The organism is Rhodococcus artemisiae (assembly GCF_036327795.1).
In the GTDB taxonomy this organism is placed as follows: domain Bacteria; phylum Actinomycetota; class Actinomycetes; order Mycobacteriales; family Mycobacteriaceae; genus Rhodococcus; species Rhodococcus artemisiae.
On record NZ_JAUTXY010000001.1, the window covers coordinates 135,193 to 150,846 of the forward strand.

Here is a 15,654-nt window from a genome sequence, read left to right on the forward strand (position 1 = left end):
ACTGGTATCAGCGTCCTTCATCCGAATGATGTTCTGGCACAGCAGTTACCCCCGGCCTGGGGCCGCGTCGACGAGCGTTCGGCGTCACCCCGAACAACTCGAGGACCGCTCGTTCGTCGTCGGCGAGCGTACCGGTGCGCCAGCGTTTGATCTGCCGATACAGCCACTCTCCGAGTCGCTCACCGTCATCGGTGGTGTAGTGGACAGGCACCTCTGCGGTGCCATGCACTTCACGGTACGCGGCAAGTTCGGTGAGCATGCGGAGCCGCTTGGCATCGACTCGAGGAATCGGCTCGACCCGCCAGTCGAAGCCGACCGCATCGAGCTCTCGTTCACGCTGAGAAGGTAGCGTTCGGGTCGCGCGCGCAATCCGTTGCCGCTCCACCCAACGTCCGAGTCGAAATCCGTCTGCGGTCACGAGATCACCGGTTACCGAAACGCGTTGAGCATGCGCGGCGTACCTCCGGACGGCCGGGGACAACGCTCGAGGCTCTTGGGACGGAGGGGTTCTGTGGGCGACGGTGGATGCTCGCATAGACCCAGTATGAACCGTCGACGGCCAGGAGAACCATCGAACGTGAACGCCGCGCGTCGTGAAGCGGGCATAGGTTGGTGAACACGGGCCCCGAATTCAGAATGCCGAGAGCCCCGCAACAGCAAAGTTGAGGAAGGCCTCGAACGTCTTCTCCGGATCCGCGGCTCCACCTTGCTCGTTCAACGCTCCGGTCGTCTCGCCGAGAATGAACCCGGACAGGAGTGCGAACAGAGTCTTGCGGGCGTAGACGAATTCGGCCTCGTCGACGCCGGCACGGGAAAGGATCCGGTCGAGCGCTCGCCAGAGAAGATGGTCGCCTCCGGAAACTTCCGGGTGCGACAGCGCGTAGAGCCACAGTGAAGGGTGCCGGCGGGCGCTGGCGCGGCATGCGTAGCCGAGTGCACGCAATTGTTCCCCCCATGGTGCGTCACCTTCGGGCACGTCCAGTTGGAGGGCCACCAGGGCGCACACTCTCTGGAGTAGCGCGGTCTTGTTGTCGACATGGTGATAGAGCGACATCGGGTTGACGTCCAGTTCGACTGCCAGCTTGCGCATGGACAGGCCCTCCACGCCGCCCGCGTCGACGAGGCGCAGAGCTGTCGAATAGATCTCGTCCGGGGTAAGAGGTGCGCCCCGATGCGCGCTCACAGCCATACACCGTATGCTAGCGATCGCCATACAGTGTATGGCTGGTGACTACCATCGGTTACCGGCCTCGGGCGACAAGGAGTTCTCGATGACTGCGACCCGATCCATCCCCGCGCTGCGCGGGGTGCCGTTCCTCGGCAATGCCCTGCAACTGTCCGGCGACGTGCCCACGGAGTTCCTGGTCGAGGCAGCCGACAAGCACCCCGAAGGGATCTACCGGGTGGATATCCTCGGCCGTCAGGCACTGTTCGTCTATGATCCCGACCTTGTCGACGAGGTCTGCGACGAGACGCGGTTCTACAAGAGCGTCGCGCCCCCGCTGTCGATCGTGCGCGACTTCGCCGGCGACGGCCTGTTCACCGCCCGCGGTAACGAACCGGTCTGGGGCCAGGCCCACCGGATCCTGATGCCCGCATTCGGGCAACGATCCATGAAGGCCTACTTCCCCCAGATGCTCGAGGTCGCCGAAGCCCTGACCACCTCGTGGACAGCCCGGCAGAGCGAGGATCTTGCCGTCGCAGACGATATGACCCGCCTGACCCTGGACACCATCGCCCTCACCGGCTTCGGATATCGGTTCGACTCCTTCTCCTCCCTGCAACTGCACCCGTTCCTACAAGCAATGGGCAATGCCTTGACCGAGGCCATGGTTCGCGCCAGGCAGCCTCTGATGGTCACCCGCATGCGCGCGCGTCGGGAAGAGGCCTACCGGGCCGACATCCGGGCCATGCAGGAATTGGTGGACGACGTCATACGCCAGCGCCGCGGCCACGGTCATGACGGTGGGACAGACCTCCTCGGCCTGATGCTCGAAGCCACGGACCCCCGCACCGGGGATCCGTTGCCCGATGAGAACATCCGCAATCAAGTGCTGACATTTCTCATCGCAGGCCATGAAACGACCAGCGGGCTGCTGTCGTTCGCCCTGTACAACCTGCTTCGCAACCCCCATGTGCTCGCGCAGGCCTATCAGGAGGTGGACCGCTTCCTTCCCGACGGTAGCGTTCCGACTTACGAGACAACAATGAAACTCGACGTGATCCCCCGCGTGCTCGAGGAGACGCTACGGATCTGGTCGCCCATCCCGGGGATCATCCTCAAGCCTTTCGCCGATACCACTATCGGCCAGTACCGTGTCCTCGCGGGTCAACAGATCTTCGTTCTGCTGCCCTCGCTGCATCGGCACGCCAAGGCGTGGGACCGCCCCGACGAATTCGACATCGACAGATGGCTCCCCGAGCGCAGGGGCGAGCACCATCGTGCCGGTTACAAACCGTTCGGGAACGGTGAACGCGCCTGCATCGGGCGACAGTTCGCGCTCACCGAAGCACGCTTGGCCCTCGCGATGATCCTGCAGAAGTTCGCGATCAGCGATCCCCACGCCTACCGAATGCAGGTGAAACAGACACTCACTCTCAAACCCGAGGGCTTCACCATCCGTGTCCGCGAACGTCGTCCCCACGAGCGGGCACCCATGCCTGCCCCGGCCGCCGACCCGAATACCCACGAGCACCACCTCGGCGCGGTGACCGCCGGCACCGCACTCACTGTCGCCTACGGATCCAATCTGGGCACCTGTACCGACATCGCCGAACGACTCGCCGAGCGGGCCGGACGATCCGGCTTCGACGTCCACCTCACCACTCTCGACGAGCTCACTGCCGAGCCACCTCGCGATGGGATGCTCGCAGTGGTCACGTCCAGCTACAACGGGCGCGCGCCCGACAACGCCCAACTCTTCGATTCCCTCGACGAGCTGCCGTCACTGCAGGGAGTGCGATTGGCGCTGCTGGGGTGCGGCGACACGCAATGGCCCACCTACCAGGCGTTCCCCCGTCGCGCCTACGCGAAACTCACCGGAGCCGGGGCGGTTCCACTGATCGCCCGCGGCGAGGCCGACGCAGCCGGCGACTTCGACGGTGGTGTCAGCGCATGGACCTCGGCTCTGTGGAAAGCGTTGGCTGCGGAGTACGGCGCGACCGCTGCGGACCGCGGTTCCCGCTACCGCATGGAAGTCCTCACCGAAGCCGACATTCGACCCGACGTTCTCTCCGCGACCGCCGTCCCGCTGACTGTGGTCGAGAACCGGGAACTCACCGGCGATCCGTCCGGACTGTGGAACTTCAGCCTCGAAGCTCCCCGCCCCGGCGTGCGTTCGATCGTGGCCGAACTTCCCGACGACGTTCCCTATGCCGCCGGCGACCACCTCGCCGTCTTCGCCAGGAACGAGCCCGAACAGGTCCGACGGGCACTGCACCTGCTCCGAACCTCCCACAACCAGGTCATCCGGCTGCGCACCCGAGGAACTACACATCTCCCCGTGGACACGCCGGTCACAGCCGCACTGCTGCTGACCGAATTCTCCGAACTGCAGGAGCCGGCCACCCGCGCCGATCTCGAGACGCTCGCCGCCCACGCTCGCTGCCCGGACACACTCCGACAACTCGCAACGCTCGCAGACTCCTACGCAGAGGAGATCCTGACCAAACGCGTGTGCGTGCTCGACCTGCTCGAACGGTTCCCCGCGATCACGCTGCCGCTGGCGGTCTTTCTGGAGACTGCGGGCCCGATCCGGCCGCGCTACTACTCCATCTCGTCTTCGCCCCTGGCTTCACCGAACCATGTCCGGCTCACGATCGGGCTCGTCGACGGGCCCTCATGGTCGGGTTCCGGCCGGTATCGCGGTACCTGCTCTGCCTACCTGGCCGGCCTCGCCCCGGGCGACGTCTTCTACGGCCACGTTCGCACCCCCGTACCGGCTTTCCGACTGCCCGACGACCCGGACACACCGGTCATCCTGATCGGGCCGGGTACCGGCATCGCCCCCTTGAGAGGATTCCTGGAGGAACGGGCCAACACCGCGTCCAGAGGGCCGGTCGAGCTGTTCACCGGATGTCGCCACCCCGAGCACGACCGTCTCTACGCCGACGATCTCGACAGGTGGCATGCAGCCGGTCTGGTGCGGGTGCACACGGCGTACTCCGCGCTGCCCGACCACCCGGACCGATTCGTCCAGCAGGCCCTCGTCACCGAAGCCGACCGAATCCGGGAACTGCTCGAGCGAGGAGCACACATCTACGTGTGCGGAGACGGGCTGCACATGGCGCCGGCCGTACGACGGGCACTTGCACAGGTCCTTACCGGACGGACCGGCGACGACGGCGAGACCGCGCTACGCCGTCTCGAGTCCGACGGCCGCTTCCACCAGGACATCTTCGCCTGACGTCGATGTCGCACCGATTCGCACGTGCCGCCGCGTACGGTGACCTCATGCGTTCAGGCGGTAAGGGATCGATCACTCCTAAGTTGGGCCGGCCACCCACGACGTCGATCGAGGACATACTCGACGCGGCCGAGCGAGTGGGCCTCGACAACCTCACACGAGCGGCGGTTGCGCGCGAACTCGGAGTGTCGGACGCGACCATCCGTCATCACGTTGAGTCGATCGACCGCCTGTACGCGAGGGCGTCCGCCCGGGTGTTCGGCCGCCTGCAGCTCGACGCACCCGAGGCGCAGACCTGGCAGGAGTATCTGCGCGTCCTCGCGGATCGGTTCACTGCACTGCTGAAAGAGTTTCCGGGGGTCGAGGACTATGTGCTTCGCGGCCCGTACGAGCGCATCACAGTGGACATGTTCGAGGCAATCATCGACGAACTGATGCAGCGCGATACCCGCCTCGACCGAAAGGCGTCGCATCTTCTCGGATCTCGGCTGCTTACCCTCACCGCTGCGCTGCGTCCTCCGCGTCGCAACCGCTATCCCGGCGCCGTCTACCCGCGCAGTGATCTGTACGAGGGTCAGGTGGGCTGGACCATCGAGGCGTTTCTCGTAGGCGCCGACATGCTGATCGCGAACGGACAACTACCCGAAGCGGTGCCGACACCGAACGCCGAGTGGACCCATCTCGACGCAGCCGACCCGTCAAGGCACTGAGGTAACCCTTCCCTTTTATTGCTAGGGTGGCAATATGTCACCTCGCGCATGCAGACGCACGCTCGGACTCCTCGCCACCGCCACGGCAACGGTCCTCGCGCTCACCAGCTGTTCGACTGCTTCCACCACGGACGACGAACACGCACAGAGCACAGCCTCGTACTACCCGATTACCGTCACGACCACGACCGGGTCGACAACGATCCACGAACTTCCCGAACGCGTCGTCACCCTCGGCAACCCCGCTTTCGAAGACGTGATCGCACTCGGTATCGACCCCGTCGGTGCAAGTGTCCACAACATCGAGGCGCTGCCCTATCTCGCCGACCACGCGGATCACGACTCGATCGACGATAATCTCGCAGACCCGTACGCGAACGAAATCAACTTCGAAGCCATCCTTGCGCTGGAACCCGACCTGATCGTCGCCCCCGCGTGGCCCCAGTTCACCGAGCCCACAACGGCCGAGACCCTCCGGAAGATCGCACCGACCCTGATCTTCGACATGCAAGACGCCGACAACGATTGGCAGCTCGGAATCCGGCAGGTTGCACAGGCCTTCGACAGGACGGACGAAGGCGAGCAGCTGATCGCCGACGCCGTCGCCGCCTATGACGACGTGGGCGCGAGGCACCCCACCCTCGCGGAGAAGCCCTACTCGTTCGGCCTCTACTACAACTCCGACATCATGCTGGCGTCCGCCGGCAACGTCCTCCGCTTGTTCGGCATGCGTCCGGCAGACGATCAACACGAGGTCGAGAACGGTGACGCGAAAACCGTGTACTCGGGTGAGACCACCGGATTGGTCGACGGCGCGCTCGTGTTGCTGATGCCGTCGCCGCGCACCTCCACCACGACGCTCGAGTCGTCACCCTCGTGGGACGGCAATCTGTCCGAGCGTGTCGTCTGGCTCAGTGACGCGCAGGGCGAAGCAATCAACAACGCAGGAATCCTGGGCAAGATCTGGCTGCCGCAAGCCATGGACCCGACGTTCTCCGCACTCGATTGAGCCATGCACGGAAGGACTCGCAATGACCGACGGATACGAATTGGGCAATGGAATCGTGATGACCCGCGCCCATATCACCGACATCACCCCACGTCCCGGTTCCATCCTCCGATTCCGGGTCCACGCTCCCCTCATCTCACAGATGCGGCCGCGCGGCCTAGCTCCGGTCTTCAAGATCTTCACCGCCAGGAGCCGGGATGCACGCCTGACCCTCCCGACATTCGACGAGCACCAATTAGCCCTCCCCACCTGGGAGAGCGACCCCAGCCGCCCGATTGCCCGCGCCTACACGGCGCTATGTTTCGTCCCTGGCGCCGACCACATCATCTTCGACGCACTCGACCTCGGAGCAGCCGCCAGTTGGGTTCACCGTGCGCGCATCGGGGACACGGTCGGCGTCATCGGGTTCAAGCATGAGTTCATCGTCGACGACACTGTCGACAGCGTTCTCCTCGTCGGCGACCGCAGCACCTCCCCCGCCGTGGACGAGATTCTGCGGTCGTGTCCGGATCGGGCACGCACCACAGTTCTCCCTACCGATGTCTCATTCGACGACGGCGACTCGTGGGAAACGCGAATGCAATCCGCTCTCGTCGGCGCGGGCGATCACACGTCGGTATGGATCGCCGGTGAGGTCGACCTTGTCGCCGCGGGACGGCGAATCGCCATTGCATCCGGCGTTCCCGGATCCAGAATCGTGTCGCTACCGTACTGGCATCGAGACTTGAGCCGCGAGGACTTCGATCGCGTCCTCTACCGCCGCTATCAGCGCGCCGCCGAGGCCGGCCTCGAGATTTCCGATCCGGAGATCGCCGCGCAGATAGAACTGTCGCGGGCAGAGCCGACGGAACTACACGCGATCGGATCATATTGAGTCCCAGCAGGTTCCCACTTACACCACCGCCCTCGTCAGGCATCGACCCGTGAGCCCCGATTGCCCGTGTCAAGACGAACGATGCATTCGACGACGCCACCCGGTGGTGGGTCGGCCTGCGTCAGTGTTCCGGCACCAGCACCGCCCCGGCGCCGCGCACCGCCTCCACGTCGACCGGCAGTGATCGGAGGGGTTCTCCGTCGGCGTAGACGGTGATGCCCGGGCACTCGAGCCGCACCCGTCGTGCGCGGCGCACCATCACCTCGGGCAGGTCGACGTGGGTGCCCCGATAGACAGTCGGGAACAGGCGCAGGAGGCGAGAACGGTTCGCCGAGGTGGCGACCACCACGTCGAGCAGACCGTCGTCGAGTAGCGCACCCGGTGCAATTCGCATGCCGCCCCCGTAAGTGGAGGCGTTGCCGACGGCCACCAGAGTTGCGTCGAGTTCGATGGCCGGTTCGTCATCGAAGGTGATCCGGTACGGGAGCAGTCGCAGGTTCACCAGTTCGACGACTGTGGCGGCGTTGTACCGCAGGCGACCACGAGGCCACTTCATACGGTTGGCGCGGTCGGTGACGAGAGCGTCGAATCCTCCCGCGAGCACAGTGCCGAACCACTGGTCCGGCCCCTGGGTCGAGGAGACTCGACCCAGATCGATGGTTCGTCGCCGACCGGTGGCGACGATATCGGCTGCTGCGGCCGGATCGTCCGGGATCCCAAGGACGCGAGCGAGATCGTTTCCGGTTCCGGCAGAGACGATCCCGACGGGCGTGCCCGTCGTGGCGGTTGCCTGCCACGCCTGCCACACGATACCGTCGCCGCCGACAGCGACGACCGCGTCGATGCCGTCCTCGACTGCGTGGCGGGTGAGTGCGATCGATTCATCGACGGAATCGGCGGCGATGTGAGCGATGCGCAGTCCGTGCGCGCGTAGTCGTTTGCCGGCAACCGCGAGCGTGTGGAGGGCATCGGCGCCTGCGGTCGGGTTGCTCAGCACCACAACCGAACCGGTGGTCAAGGGATGAGCTTTCCGGGATTGAGGATGTGGTGCGGATCGAGCGCGTTCTTGATGGCACGGAGCACTTCCACACCGCAGTCCCCTATCTCGTCCGTCATCCACGGCAGGTGGTCTCGTCCGACGGCGTGATGATGGGTGATGGTTCCGCCGGCAGCGACCATCGCCGCCGTGGCCGCCTGCTTCGCCGCGGTCCATTGCGCCACCGTGTCATCGGTCTGGGCGCACACGATCGTGAAATACAGTGACGCACCGGCCGGATACGTGTGCGAGATGTGGCACATCACCAGCGGTGGCGTGCCGCCCTCGCGGAGCGTGTCGGTGAGCGCCTCGGTCACCGCTGCACGCAGCCGCGACAGATTCGACCAGGTGGTCGCCGTTTCGAGCGTCTCCGCGAGGGCACCCGCCTGGAGCAGCGCGTCCCGCAGGTGCGGTGCGCCGAATCGCCCGTGCTCCCATTGGCGGGCAGGCTCCGCGCCGAGGTCGACTCCTCCTGCCGCACCGAGGATTTCCTGCACTGCTGCCGCGCGGTCACGCACGTATCGCTCGTTGCCCTCGATGGTGGTCACCGCAAGACATCCACCAGGAGATGTACGCCCGATGTCTTTGTGCAGGGCGAGGTTGAGGCCGGTTTCGGCTTCGTCCGAGAGCCGGAGCACGGTCGGCGGCAGGCCGCTCTGGACGAGAGTTCGAAGTGCGTCCGCGCCGGTGGTGAAATCGGGGAAGCTCCATGCCCGGTGCTCGACCACTGCAGGGATGGGATGGATGCGTACGCCGACCTCGGTGATGATTCCGAAAGTCCCTTCGGAACCGAGGAAGAGTTGTCGTAGATCCGGGCCTGCTGCGGAGGCCGGCGGGTGGCCGACCCGAATGGTGCCGCGCGGTGTGGCCACCGTCATGTGTTCGACCATGTCGTCGAACCTCCCGTATCCAGCAGAGGCCTGACCGGAAGATCGGGTGGCTGCGAACCCGCCGATGGTAGCGTGCCGGAAACTCTGAGGGTAGTGACCGAGCGAGAATCCGTGCCTGCCGAGCAACTCTTCGGTCTGAGGCCCGGTGGCACCGGCCTGCACGGTGGCGATGCGTGAGACCGGGTCGAGATCGGTGAGTGCGTTCAATCGGCGGAGATCCACAGCGATCACTGCGGACAAGCGGCCGGAATCAGGGTCGACTCCCCCGACGACACTGGTACCTCCGCCGAATGGGACAACCGCAATCGACTGTGCTGCACAGTATTCGAGGAGGCTCAGGACCTCGTCGTGATCGGCGGGCAGAACCACAGCGTCCGGTGCCGTCTGCGAATCGGAGCCCTGCCGATGCAACAGGTCCAGAGTGCTCTTGCCGCCGGCGTGACGGAGGCGCGTGGCGTCGTCGTCGAGGACGTGGTCGGCATCGAGGAGGCGAACGAGGTCGGCGCGATACTCCGGGGTGAGCCGGGTAGGGGTGAGCCGGACGTCGGATTCCGCGAGCGGGACCCGCCGGCGGTGGACACCGAGCGCCTGCTCGAGCAGGGTATGCACCTCGGGGCCCAGTTCGGTTCGATGTTCGGCCGTCCCCCATGCGTCCCACTCCATGTTCGGAGCGAGCTGATCGGGTCGTTGGGGCGTGAAGCTCTCAGTCATGCGTTACAGTTTTACACATGACGCCAGTTCGTAACGACATATTCGGTGATGAGGCGTCCTCGCAGCACCCGGTGGGGCCCGATTCCGAGCGCGCCGGCGACAGCATCGAGGACAAGATTCTCGACGCCGCCCGCTCCTGCCTGCTCGACTTCGGATTACGACGCACCACCCTCGCCGAGATCGCTCGCCGCGCGGGCGTCAGCCGACCTACCGTCTACCGTCGATGGCCGGATACGGACTCGGTCCTCGCCGACCTGCTCACCAGGGAAATCCGTGCCGCGCTTCCCGACACACGCGGTGTCGGGCCCACCCGCCCGCTTCTGGTGTCGGCGGTCGTCGCCGCCGCCCACGACATCGGCACGCACCCCATCTTCGAGAAGGTGTTGCGAACCGATCCGGAAGTGTTCATCACGTACATCGTCGACCGGCTCGGCACCAGCCAGCGCGTCATCCTCGATATCCTCGTCACTGCGATCGAACAGGGCCAGAACGATGGCTCCATCCGCGCCGGTAATCCGCAGACGCTCGCCGCGTTCATCCTGCTCACCGCGCAATCGACGGTGCAATCGGTCCGCATGATCAGCGAAGTCGTCGACCACCGAGCCCTACTCGACGAGCTCGGCCAGGCCATCGATTCCTATCTCGCCCCAACCGAAAGGCACTGATGATGACCCCCACCGGGTCGAGCGCCCTGAACGCCACCCGCCGCATCCGCGAGCTCGAGGAACTCGACGAGCACCCCACCGTCGACCTCCTCGTCATCGGCGGTGGCGTCACCGGGGCGGGTGTCGCCCTCGACGCCGCCAGCCGGGGACTGAGCGTCGTGCTCGCCGAACGCCATGATCTCGCGTTCGGCACCAGCCGCTGGAGCTCGAAACTCGTACACGGCGGGCTGCGCTATCTCGCTTCGGGCAACGTCGGCATCGCCCGAGAGAGCGCAGTCGAACGCGATATCGTCATGACGCGCACCGCACCACACCTCGTGCGGCCACTCCCCCAGCTCGTACCGCTCCTGCCATCCGTGGGAGCCGCCGAAGCAGCATTGGTCCGCACCGGATTTCTCGCCGGCGACGCGCTGCGTGCCACCGCAGGAACACCGGCCAGCGTTCTTCCGCGGTCCCGGCGCGTCAGCGCGACGCGCACCGCTGCTCTTGCCCCGGCGGTTCGGCGAGCCGGGCTGCGCGGCGGCCTTCTCGCCTACGACGGTCAGCTCGTCGACGACGCCCGGTTCGTCGTCGCGCTCGCCCGCACGGCCGCCGCGTACGGGGCGCGGATCCTCACCCGCGTCGAAGCCCGCGACGTCACCGGCGACGGCGCCACCCTCCACGACGTCCTCACCGGCACAGACCTGCATGTCCGTGCCCGCGCCGTCGTGAATGCCGCCGGGGTGTGGGCCGGTCGTGTCGACCCCACCATCCGGCTGCGACCGAGCCGCGGTACCCACCTCGTTCTCGATGCGGCGGCACTCGGGAACCCGACCGCCGCGCTCACGGTGCCGATCCCGGGCGAGCGCAACCGCTTCGTGTTCGCCCTACCTGCCCAACTCGGCCGCGTCTACCTCGGATTGACCGACGAGGAAGCGCCTGGTGAGCTGCCGGACGTGCCCCAGGCCAGCGACGGTGAGATCGATTTCCTGCTCGACACGGTCAATACGGCACTCGCGACACCACTGACCCGCGACGACGTGCTGGGAACGTTCGCCGGATTACGCCCACTGCTCGACACCACCGCGCCCGACACCGGGGGTTCGACAGCCGACCTGTCGCGCAAGCACGCGGTCATCAGGACGGAGGGCGGGCCGATCGGCATCGTCGGCGGCAAACTCACCACCTATCGGAAGATGGCCGAGGACGCCGTCGACACGGCAATCGAAGTGGCCGGCCTGACTGCGCGGCCATGCCACACCCGGCAACTGCCGGTGGTCGGCGCAGCGAAATCCGCGGTGCTCGGCATGCTGACGGCGCCGCAGTCACTGGTGCAGCGGTACGGAACCGAGGCGGCGCTGCTTGCGGCCGATCCCGTGCGGATGGAGCCCATCGCACCCGGAATCGACATAACGAGAGCGGAAGTGGAGTTCGCTGTGAGCCACGAAGGCGCGCTCGACGTCGGCGACGTGCTCGATCGCCGCACTCGAATCGGCTTGGTGCCAGGAGAGCGGGCGCACGCCGAAAACGCGGTCTCGACCGTATTCGAGTAAACCGTTGGACCGCGGCTGGACATAGGTGAAATCGTGAGGGACATGACCTCCTTCGACGCCTCCGATGCCATCTCGCTCGCCGCCGCGCACGGCCTGCACCTGTCCGCGGACGACGCCACAGTGAACGAAGCCGGCCTGGACTACCGCGTAGTCATGGCTTCCGACGACACGGGGCAACGCTGGGTACTGCGTGTACCACGCCGCGACGACGTCTCGTCGGGCATGGCCACCGAAATGCGTATTCTCGATCTGGTCTCCCCCGTCCTGGCCGAGGCCGGTATCGCTGTCCCACACTGGCAGATCCGCGCCGCTGACCTGATCGCCTATCCTGCGCTACCCGGAGCGCCCGGATTGACCCTCACCGACACCGGAGAACCCGTCTGGCACATCGAGCCCGCCAGCCCCGACTACGCCCGGCGCCTGGGACACCTATTGGCCCGCCTGCACTCCCTCGGCGCGCAGCAGGCCGAGGCCGCGGGCGTCGAGGTACGCAGCCCCGCCCAGGTACGCCGGTCATGGCGAGACGACATCGATCGGGTGAGTGAGGCTTTCACCGTCGCCCCTTCCCTGAGCCGGGGGTGGCAGACCTGGCTCGAGGACGAGAGCTGCTGGCCCGAACACACTGTCATGACACACGGTGAGATCTACCCCGCACACGTCCTGCTCGACGAAGGCGGCGCGATCACCGGGGTCCTGGACTGGACCACCGCCCGTGTCGACGACCCGGCCCGCGACCTGTCCGCCCAATACGGCGCCGCCGGTGAGGACATGCTGCACGCCACCATCGCCGCCTACGCTGCCGCTGGAGGGCGCACGTACCCCGGGCTCGCGGCCCAGGCCAAACAACTGTGGGACGCCTCCCCCATCGGATACGCCCTCTACGCCCTGACCACCCAGGCAGAAGCCGACCTCACCACGGCAGCCACGCTGCTCAACCCGGTTCGACAACCTCAACGTGTCACGACACCAGACAGCCCGGACAGGGCCTGTTCGAGGTGAGCAGGCCATTCCTGTGGGTCGATCCTGTGTACCGCAGACTCGCTGGGGAAGGCACTGGAGATCACCACATCCGGCGTGAGCGTGCCCAGCAGCCGCAGGCTGTCGGCCAGAGTGCGGGCGTCGCTGAAGCTTTCGATGTACCCCGCCGTCCATTCTCCTGACGCACCGACGAACAGCGTGTCGCCGGTGAACAGGTAGCGGGCTCCGTCGGCGCCGGGAACCAGATAGCAGACACTGCCGATGGTGTGTCCGGGTGTCGGAATCACCTCCACCCCGTTGTCATCGGTGTACCGGTCCGCCAGCGGGACGTCGATGCGTGCGTGCCGTCCGATCGCATCGGCTTCGGCCGCGGGTGCGTGCAACTTCGTACCGAACCGCTCGGCGATCCTTCCGAGCATCGGGCCCGCTTCGTCCTGATGAGACAGATACTGATCAGTGAATCCGCCTCGTCGTTCCAATTCGGCGAAGTCGGCCTCGCCGGCGACCGAGTAGAACAGCACGTTGGTGTTTCCGGTCCACAGGTAGGCATGGGTGGTCAGGCCGGGAAACGGATCATCTTGTTGTGTTTCCCACATGTCAGGCAGCACTTGCCGCATCGTTGTTCCTCCTCGTTGTCAGTGTTGAACGACAACTCCACGGTGCAACCTCGAGCCCACTCGAGGTCAAGGCCGGTGGAGATGAGGGCGTTCCATTCCCGCAACCACCCTGGTGTTGCCGCACCGGCAATCGCGGGAGCTGGAAGCCGACACACGCGCGCGAAGACTGCCCGGTCGTCGAATTCCGTACCAGGCGGAGGTAACCGCGTCACTGCCCGCGCGGCGTGACCCAGATGGTGATGTCCGCGTGCACGACCTCTGTTCCGCCGGTGTCGTAAACACGCACCGGGACAACCAGTTCCAGACCTTCGGAATCGGATGCGAAGTCCGGGAGCGAGCCGAGTTCGGCCACCGCGCGAAGACCGGATTCCGCCTTGACAAGGTACTGGGTGGACATCGCCTTCGGAATCCATCGATGCGTCGAGGGCACTGTCGCCTCGGCGAGCATCCCCATGGCCGCTTCGGCGAGGTTGCACGCGGCGATTGCATGAAAGGTACCGAGATGGTTGTGGACGCCCCACCATTTCGGGGCTCGCACCTCACAGCGTCCCGGTTCCAGCTCGGTGACGCGGGGCAGCACCGTCGCGAAGAACGGCACGCGCACACACATGCCCACCGAGAAGAGCGCGGACCCCACGGCATTGCGCGGCAGCTTCAGCCAGCTTCGATAGGTCGATGTCAAGGCAGATTCCATGCCGCCACCTTACTCGGCAGTAAGAATGGGGAGAGGTGGCTGTGGTTGGATCGAGCCATGACCGAGGACAACGATATCGCCACCGTCGTCAGCGCCGGCCGAGTCATCGCGGCCCGGCCCGAAGTTGTATTCGAATTGATCGCCGACCCGATGCAGCAGCCACGCTGGGACGGCAACGACAACCTCGCCGAGGCAGCACCCGGTCAACGGGTACAGGCGATCGGTGACGTGTTCACCATGACCCTCAGCAATGGCAAGGTCCGCGACAACCACGTCGTGGAGTACGAAGAAGGTCGTCTGATCGCGTGGCGACCGTCGCCGCAGGGTGGGCGCCCGCCCGGACACCTGTGGCGCTGGGAGCTCGAGCCGGTCGACGAGGACCACGTCCGCGTCACGCACACCTACGACTGGACCGAACTGACCGACAAGTCACGGCTCGAGCGCGCACGTGCCACCACATCGGACAAGCTTGCAGCCTCGGTGGACCGGCTCGCCGCACTCGCCGAGTCGACTCGCTCCTGACCCCGCCTCGGCTCAGCGATCAAGTTTGGCCTTCGCCCGGTGTCGACGGACGGCATCGCGGTTCGCGCAACGCACAGAGCAATACCGCTGACGACCGTTGCGGGTGATGTCGACGACGACGGCCGAGCACGGGTCCCCTGGGACCTGCCCTGCGGCGCAACGTCCGAGACGGTGCATTCCGCGGGTGGTGAGGTGCAGCGCCGTGCCGACGCTGATGATGGATCGGAGAACGTCGGGTAGCGATTTCTCTTCGGCGCGGTAGTGCAGATGCCACCCCTCGCCGTCGTGATCGATCAGCCGCGGATAGGCCGACGCGGTGGCCATCTGCGCGTTGAGCAGGCGTGCGCGTTCCTGCGGGTCGGACGCGTCGACGACCGTCAACCACTCATCGATGACCGTCCGGGCGAGTGCATGGTCGTCCGACGCCTCGTCGAATTCCATCGTCATCCCGACATCCCGTGTTCGTGTCTCGATCTCGGCGCGTGTAGCGGGCCAGTCATTGGCCAGTGACGCGGCGAGTACGACTGCATACTCGCCGTAAGGGTTGAGATGCATAACGGCATTACATCATGGTGGGAGGCATGATCACACGGGAAACCTACGAAAACCCCACACTCGCCGGCACGCAGAGCAGCGCGCACGAACACGGGTGGGCTGTCGAGTCGAGCCACGCGACGTCGATGGGTCGAGTGCTCTACGTCCTCTGCGAAGCGTGCAGAGCGCGGCGTATCGATCTCCAACACCACACTCAGGCTCCCCCGGCGGCACTCACCAAAGATCTCCCCTGACAGCGTCGAGCACAGAAATTGGCATGACGCAGCGGCGCCGGATCCGCAATACTGTGCCGTTCGCCTGCAATCGACGAAAGAGGCCAGATCCATGGCTGTAGTTATCGAGCGAGACGACGGTACTCGCATTCACGGACCGGGGAAGTTGTCGGCCGAACGCCTTCAACACGAACTGGCGTTGCGCCGGCGGGCGAATCGAATCCCCAGGCGACGTCACCACGA

The 15,654-nt window shown here is 65.8% G+C and carries 16 protein-coding genes; 9 read left to right on the forward strand and 7 right to left on the reverse strand.

The window, feature by feature from the left end; translation table 11 throughout:
* Positions 1-7: 7 nt before the first annotated feature.
* Positions 8-535, reverse strand: a complete 528-nt coding sequence (locus tag Q7514_RS00690) for a helicase associated domain-containing protein (RefSeq protein WP_330131358.1) — start codon at positions 533-535, stop codon at positions 8-10.
* Between the two features lie 96 nt (positions 536-631).
* Positions 632-1,189, reverse strand: coding sequence for a TetR/AcrR family transcriptional regulator (locus Q7514_RS00695; RefSeq protein WP_330131359.1), 558 nt, complete (start codon positions 1,187-1,189; stop codon positions 632-634).
* A gap of 82 nt (positions 1,190-1,271) precedes the next feature.
* Here Q7514_RS00695 and Q7514_RS00700 point away from each other — a divergent pair, with 82 nt between their 5' ends.
* The 4 genes from Q7514_RS00700 to Q7514_RS00715 are packed head-to-tail and all read left to right on the forward strand — an operon-like array spanning position 1,272 to position 6,999.
* The gene (locus Q7514_RS00700) at positions 1,272-4,406 is read left to right on the forward strand and encodes a bifunctional cytochrome P450/NADPH--P450 reductase (RefSeq protein ID WP_330131360.1); all 3,135 of its coding nucleotides are present in this window, start codon (positions 1,272-1,274) and stop codon (positions 4,404-4,406) included.
* A gap of 47 nt (positions 4,407-4,453) precedes the next feature.
* Entirely contained in the window at positions 4,454-5,116 is a 663-nt protein-coding gene (locus tag Q7514_RS00705) for a TetR/AcrR family transcriptional regulator (RefSeq protein ID WP_330131361.1), read from the forward strand.
* Positions 5,117-5,150: 34 nt separating this feature from the next.
* Entirely contained in the window at positions 5,151-6,125 is a 975-nt protein-coding gene (locus Q7514_RS00710) for an ABC transporter substrate-binding protein (RefSeq protein WP_330131362.1), read from the forward strand.
* Positions 6,126-6,147: 22 nt separating this feature from the next.
* A complete protein-coding gene (locus Q7514_RS00715) occupies positions 6,148-6,999 on the forward strand; it encodes a siderophore-interacting protein (protein WP_330131363.1) in 852 nt (283 codons plus the stop codon).
* A gap of 121 nt (positions 7,000-7,120) precedes the next feature.
* On the opposite strand, the gene Q7514_RS00720 is transcribed toward Q7514_RS00715, so the two are convergent.
* Both Q7514_RS00720 and Q7514_RS00725 read right to left on the reverse strand, forming a co-directional pair.
* Positions 7,121-8,017, reverse strand: coding sequence for a diacylglycerol kinase (locus Q7514_RS00720; protein ID WP_330131364.1), 897 nt, complete (start codon positions 8,015-8,017; stop codon positions 7,121-7,123).
* Positions 8,014-9,636: an FAD-binding oxidoreductase gene (locus Q7514_RS00725; protein ID WP_330131365.1), complete on the reverse strand. Its 1,623-nt coding sequence runs from the start codon at positions 9,634-9,636 to the stop codon at positions 8,014-8,016. The genes Q7514_RS00720 and Q7514_RS00725 overlap by 4 nt, the downstream gene beginning before the upstream one ends.
* Positions 9,637-9,653: 17 nt before the next feature.
* Between Q7514_RS00725 and Q7514_RS00730 the strand changes: the two genes are divergently transcribed.
* From Q7514_RS00730 to Q7514_RS00740, 3 genes are read left to right on the forward strand one after another with little or no spacing between them, the layout of a single operon-like run.
* Positions 9,654-10,301, forward strand: coding sequence for a TetR/AcrR family transcriptional regulator (locus Q7514_RS00730; RefSeq protein WP_330131366.1), 648 nt, complete (start codon positions 9,654-9,656; stop codon positions 10,299-10,301).
* A gap of 2 nt (positions 10,302-10,303) precedes the next feature.
* Complete coding sequence (locus tag Q7514_RS00735) at positions 10,304-11,833, forward strand: glycerol-3-phosphate dehydrogenase/oxidase (protein ID WP_330131968.1); 1,530 nt, start codon at positions 10,304-10,306, stop codon at positions 11,831-11,833.
* Positions 11,834-11,875: 42 nt separating this feature from the next.
* On the forward strand, positions 11,876-12,832 hold the full coding sequence (locus Q7514_RS00740) for a macrolide 2'-phosphotransferase (protein ID WP_330131367.1): 957 nt from the start codon (positions 11,876-11,878) through the stop codon (positions 12,830-12,832).
* Here Q7514_RS00740 and Q7514_RS00745 read toward each other — a convergent pair.
* Both Q7514_RS00745 and Q7514_RS00750 read right to left on the reverse strand, forming a co-directional pair.
* The gene (locus Q7514_RS00745; RefSeq protein ID WP_330131368.1) at positions 12,784-13,428 is read right to left on the reverse strand and encodes an MBL fold metallo-hydrolase; all 645 of its coding nucleotides are present in this window, start codon (positions 13,426-13,428) and stop codon (positions 12,784-12,786) included. The genes Q7514_RS00740 and Q7514_RS00745 overlap by 49 nt on opposite strands.
* Before the next feature lie 208 nt (positions 13,429-13,636).
* Positions 13,637-14,122 carry a hotdog fold domain-containing protein gene (locus tag Q7514_RS00750; RefSeq protein ID WP_330131369.1) on the reverse strand — a complete coding sequence of 162 codons (486 nt, stop codon included), beginning with the start codon at positions 14,120-14,122 and terminating at the stop codon, positions 13,637-13,639.
* A 57-nt stretch (positions 14,123-14,179) separates the two neighbouring features.
* Here Q7514_RS00750 and Q7514_RS00755 point away from each other — a divergent pair, with 57 nt between their 5' ends.
* Positions 14,180-14,644 carry an SRPBCC family protein gene (locus Q7514_RS00755; RefSeq protein WP_330131370.1) on the forward strand — a complete coding sequence of 155 codons (465 nt, stop codon included), beginning with the start codon at positions 14,180-14,182 and terminating at the stop codon, positions 14,642-14,644.
* A gap of 12 nt (positions 14,645-14,656) precedes the next feature.
* Here the strand turns inward: Q7514_RS00755 and Q7514_RS00760 are convergent, their stop codons facing one another.
* The gene (locus tag Q7514_RS00760; RefSeq protein ID WP_330131371.1) at positions 14,657-15,199 is read right to left on the reverse strand and encodes a CGNR zinc finger domain-containing protein; all 543 of its coding nucleotides are present in this window, start codon (positions 15,197-15,199) and stop codon (positions 14,657-14,659) included.
* Between the two features lie 26 nt (positions 15,200-15,225).
* Between Q7514_RS00760 and Q7514_RS00765 the strand changes: the two genes are divergently transcribed.
* Positions 15,226-15,432 (forward strand): hypothetical protein, encoded by a 207-nt coding sequence (locus Q7514_RS00765; protein WP_330131372.1) that lies wholly within the window; start codon positions 15,226-15,228, stop codon positions 15,430-15,432.
* The last annotated feature ends 222 nt before the right edge of the window (positions 15,433-15,654 follow it).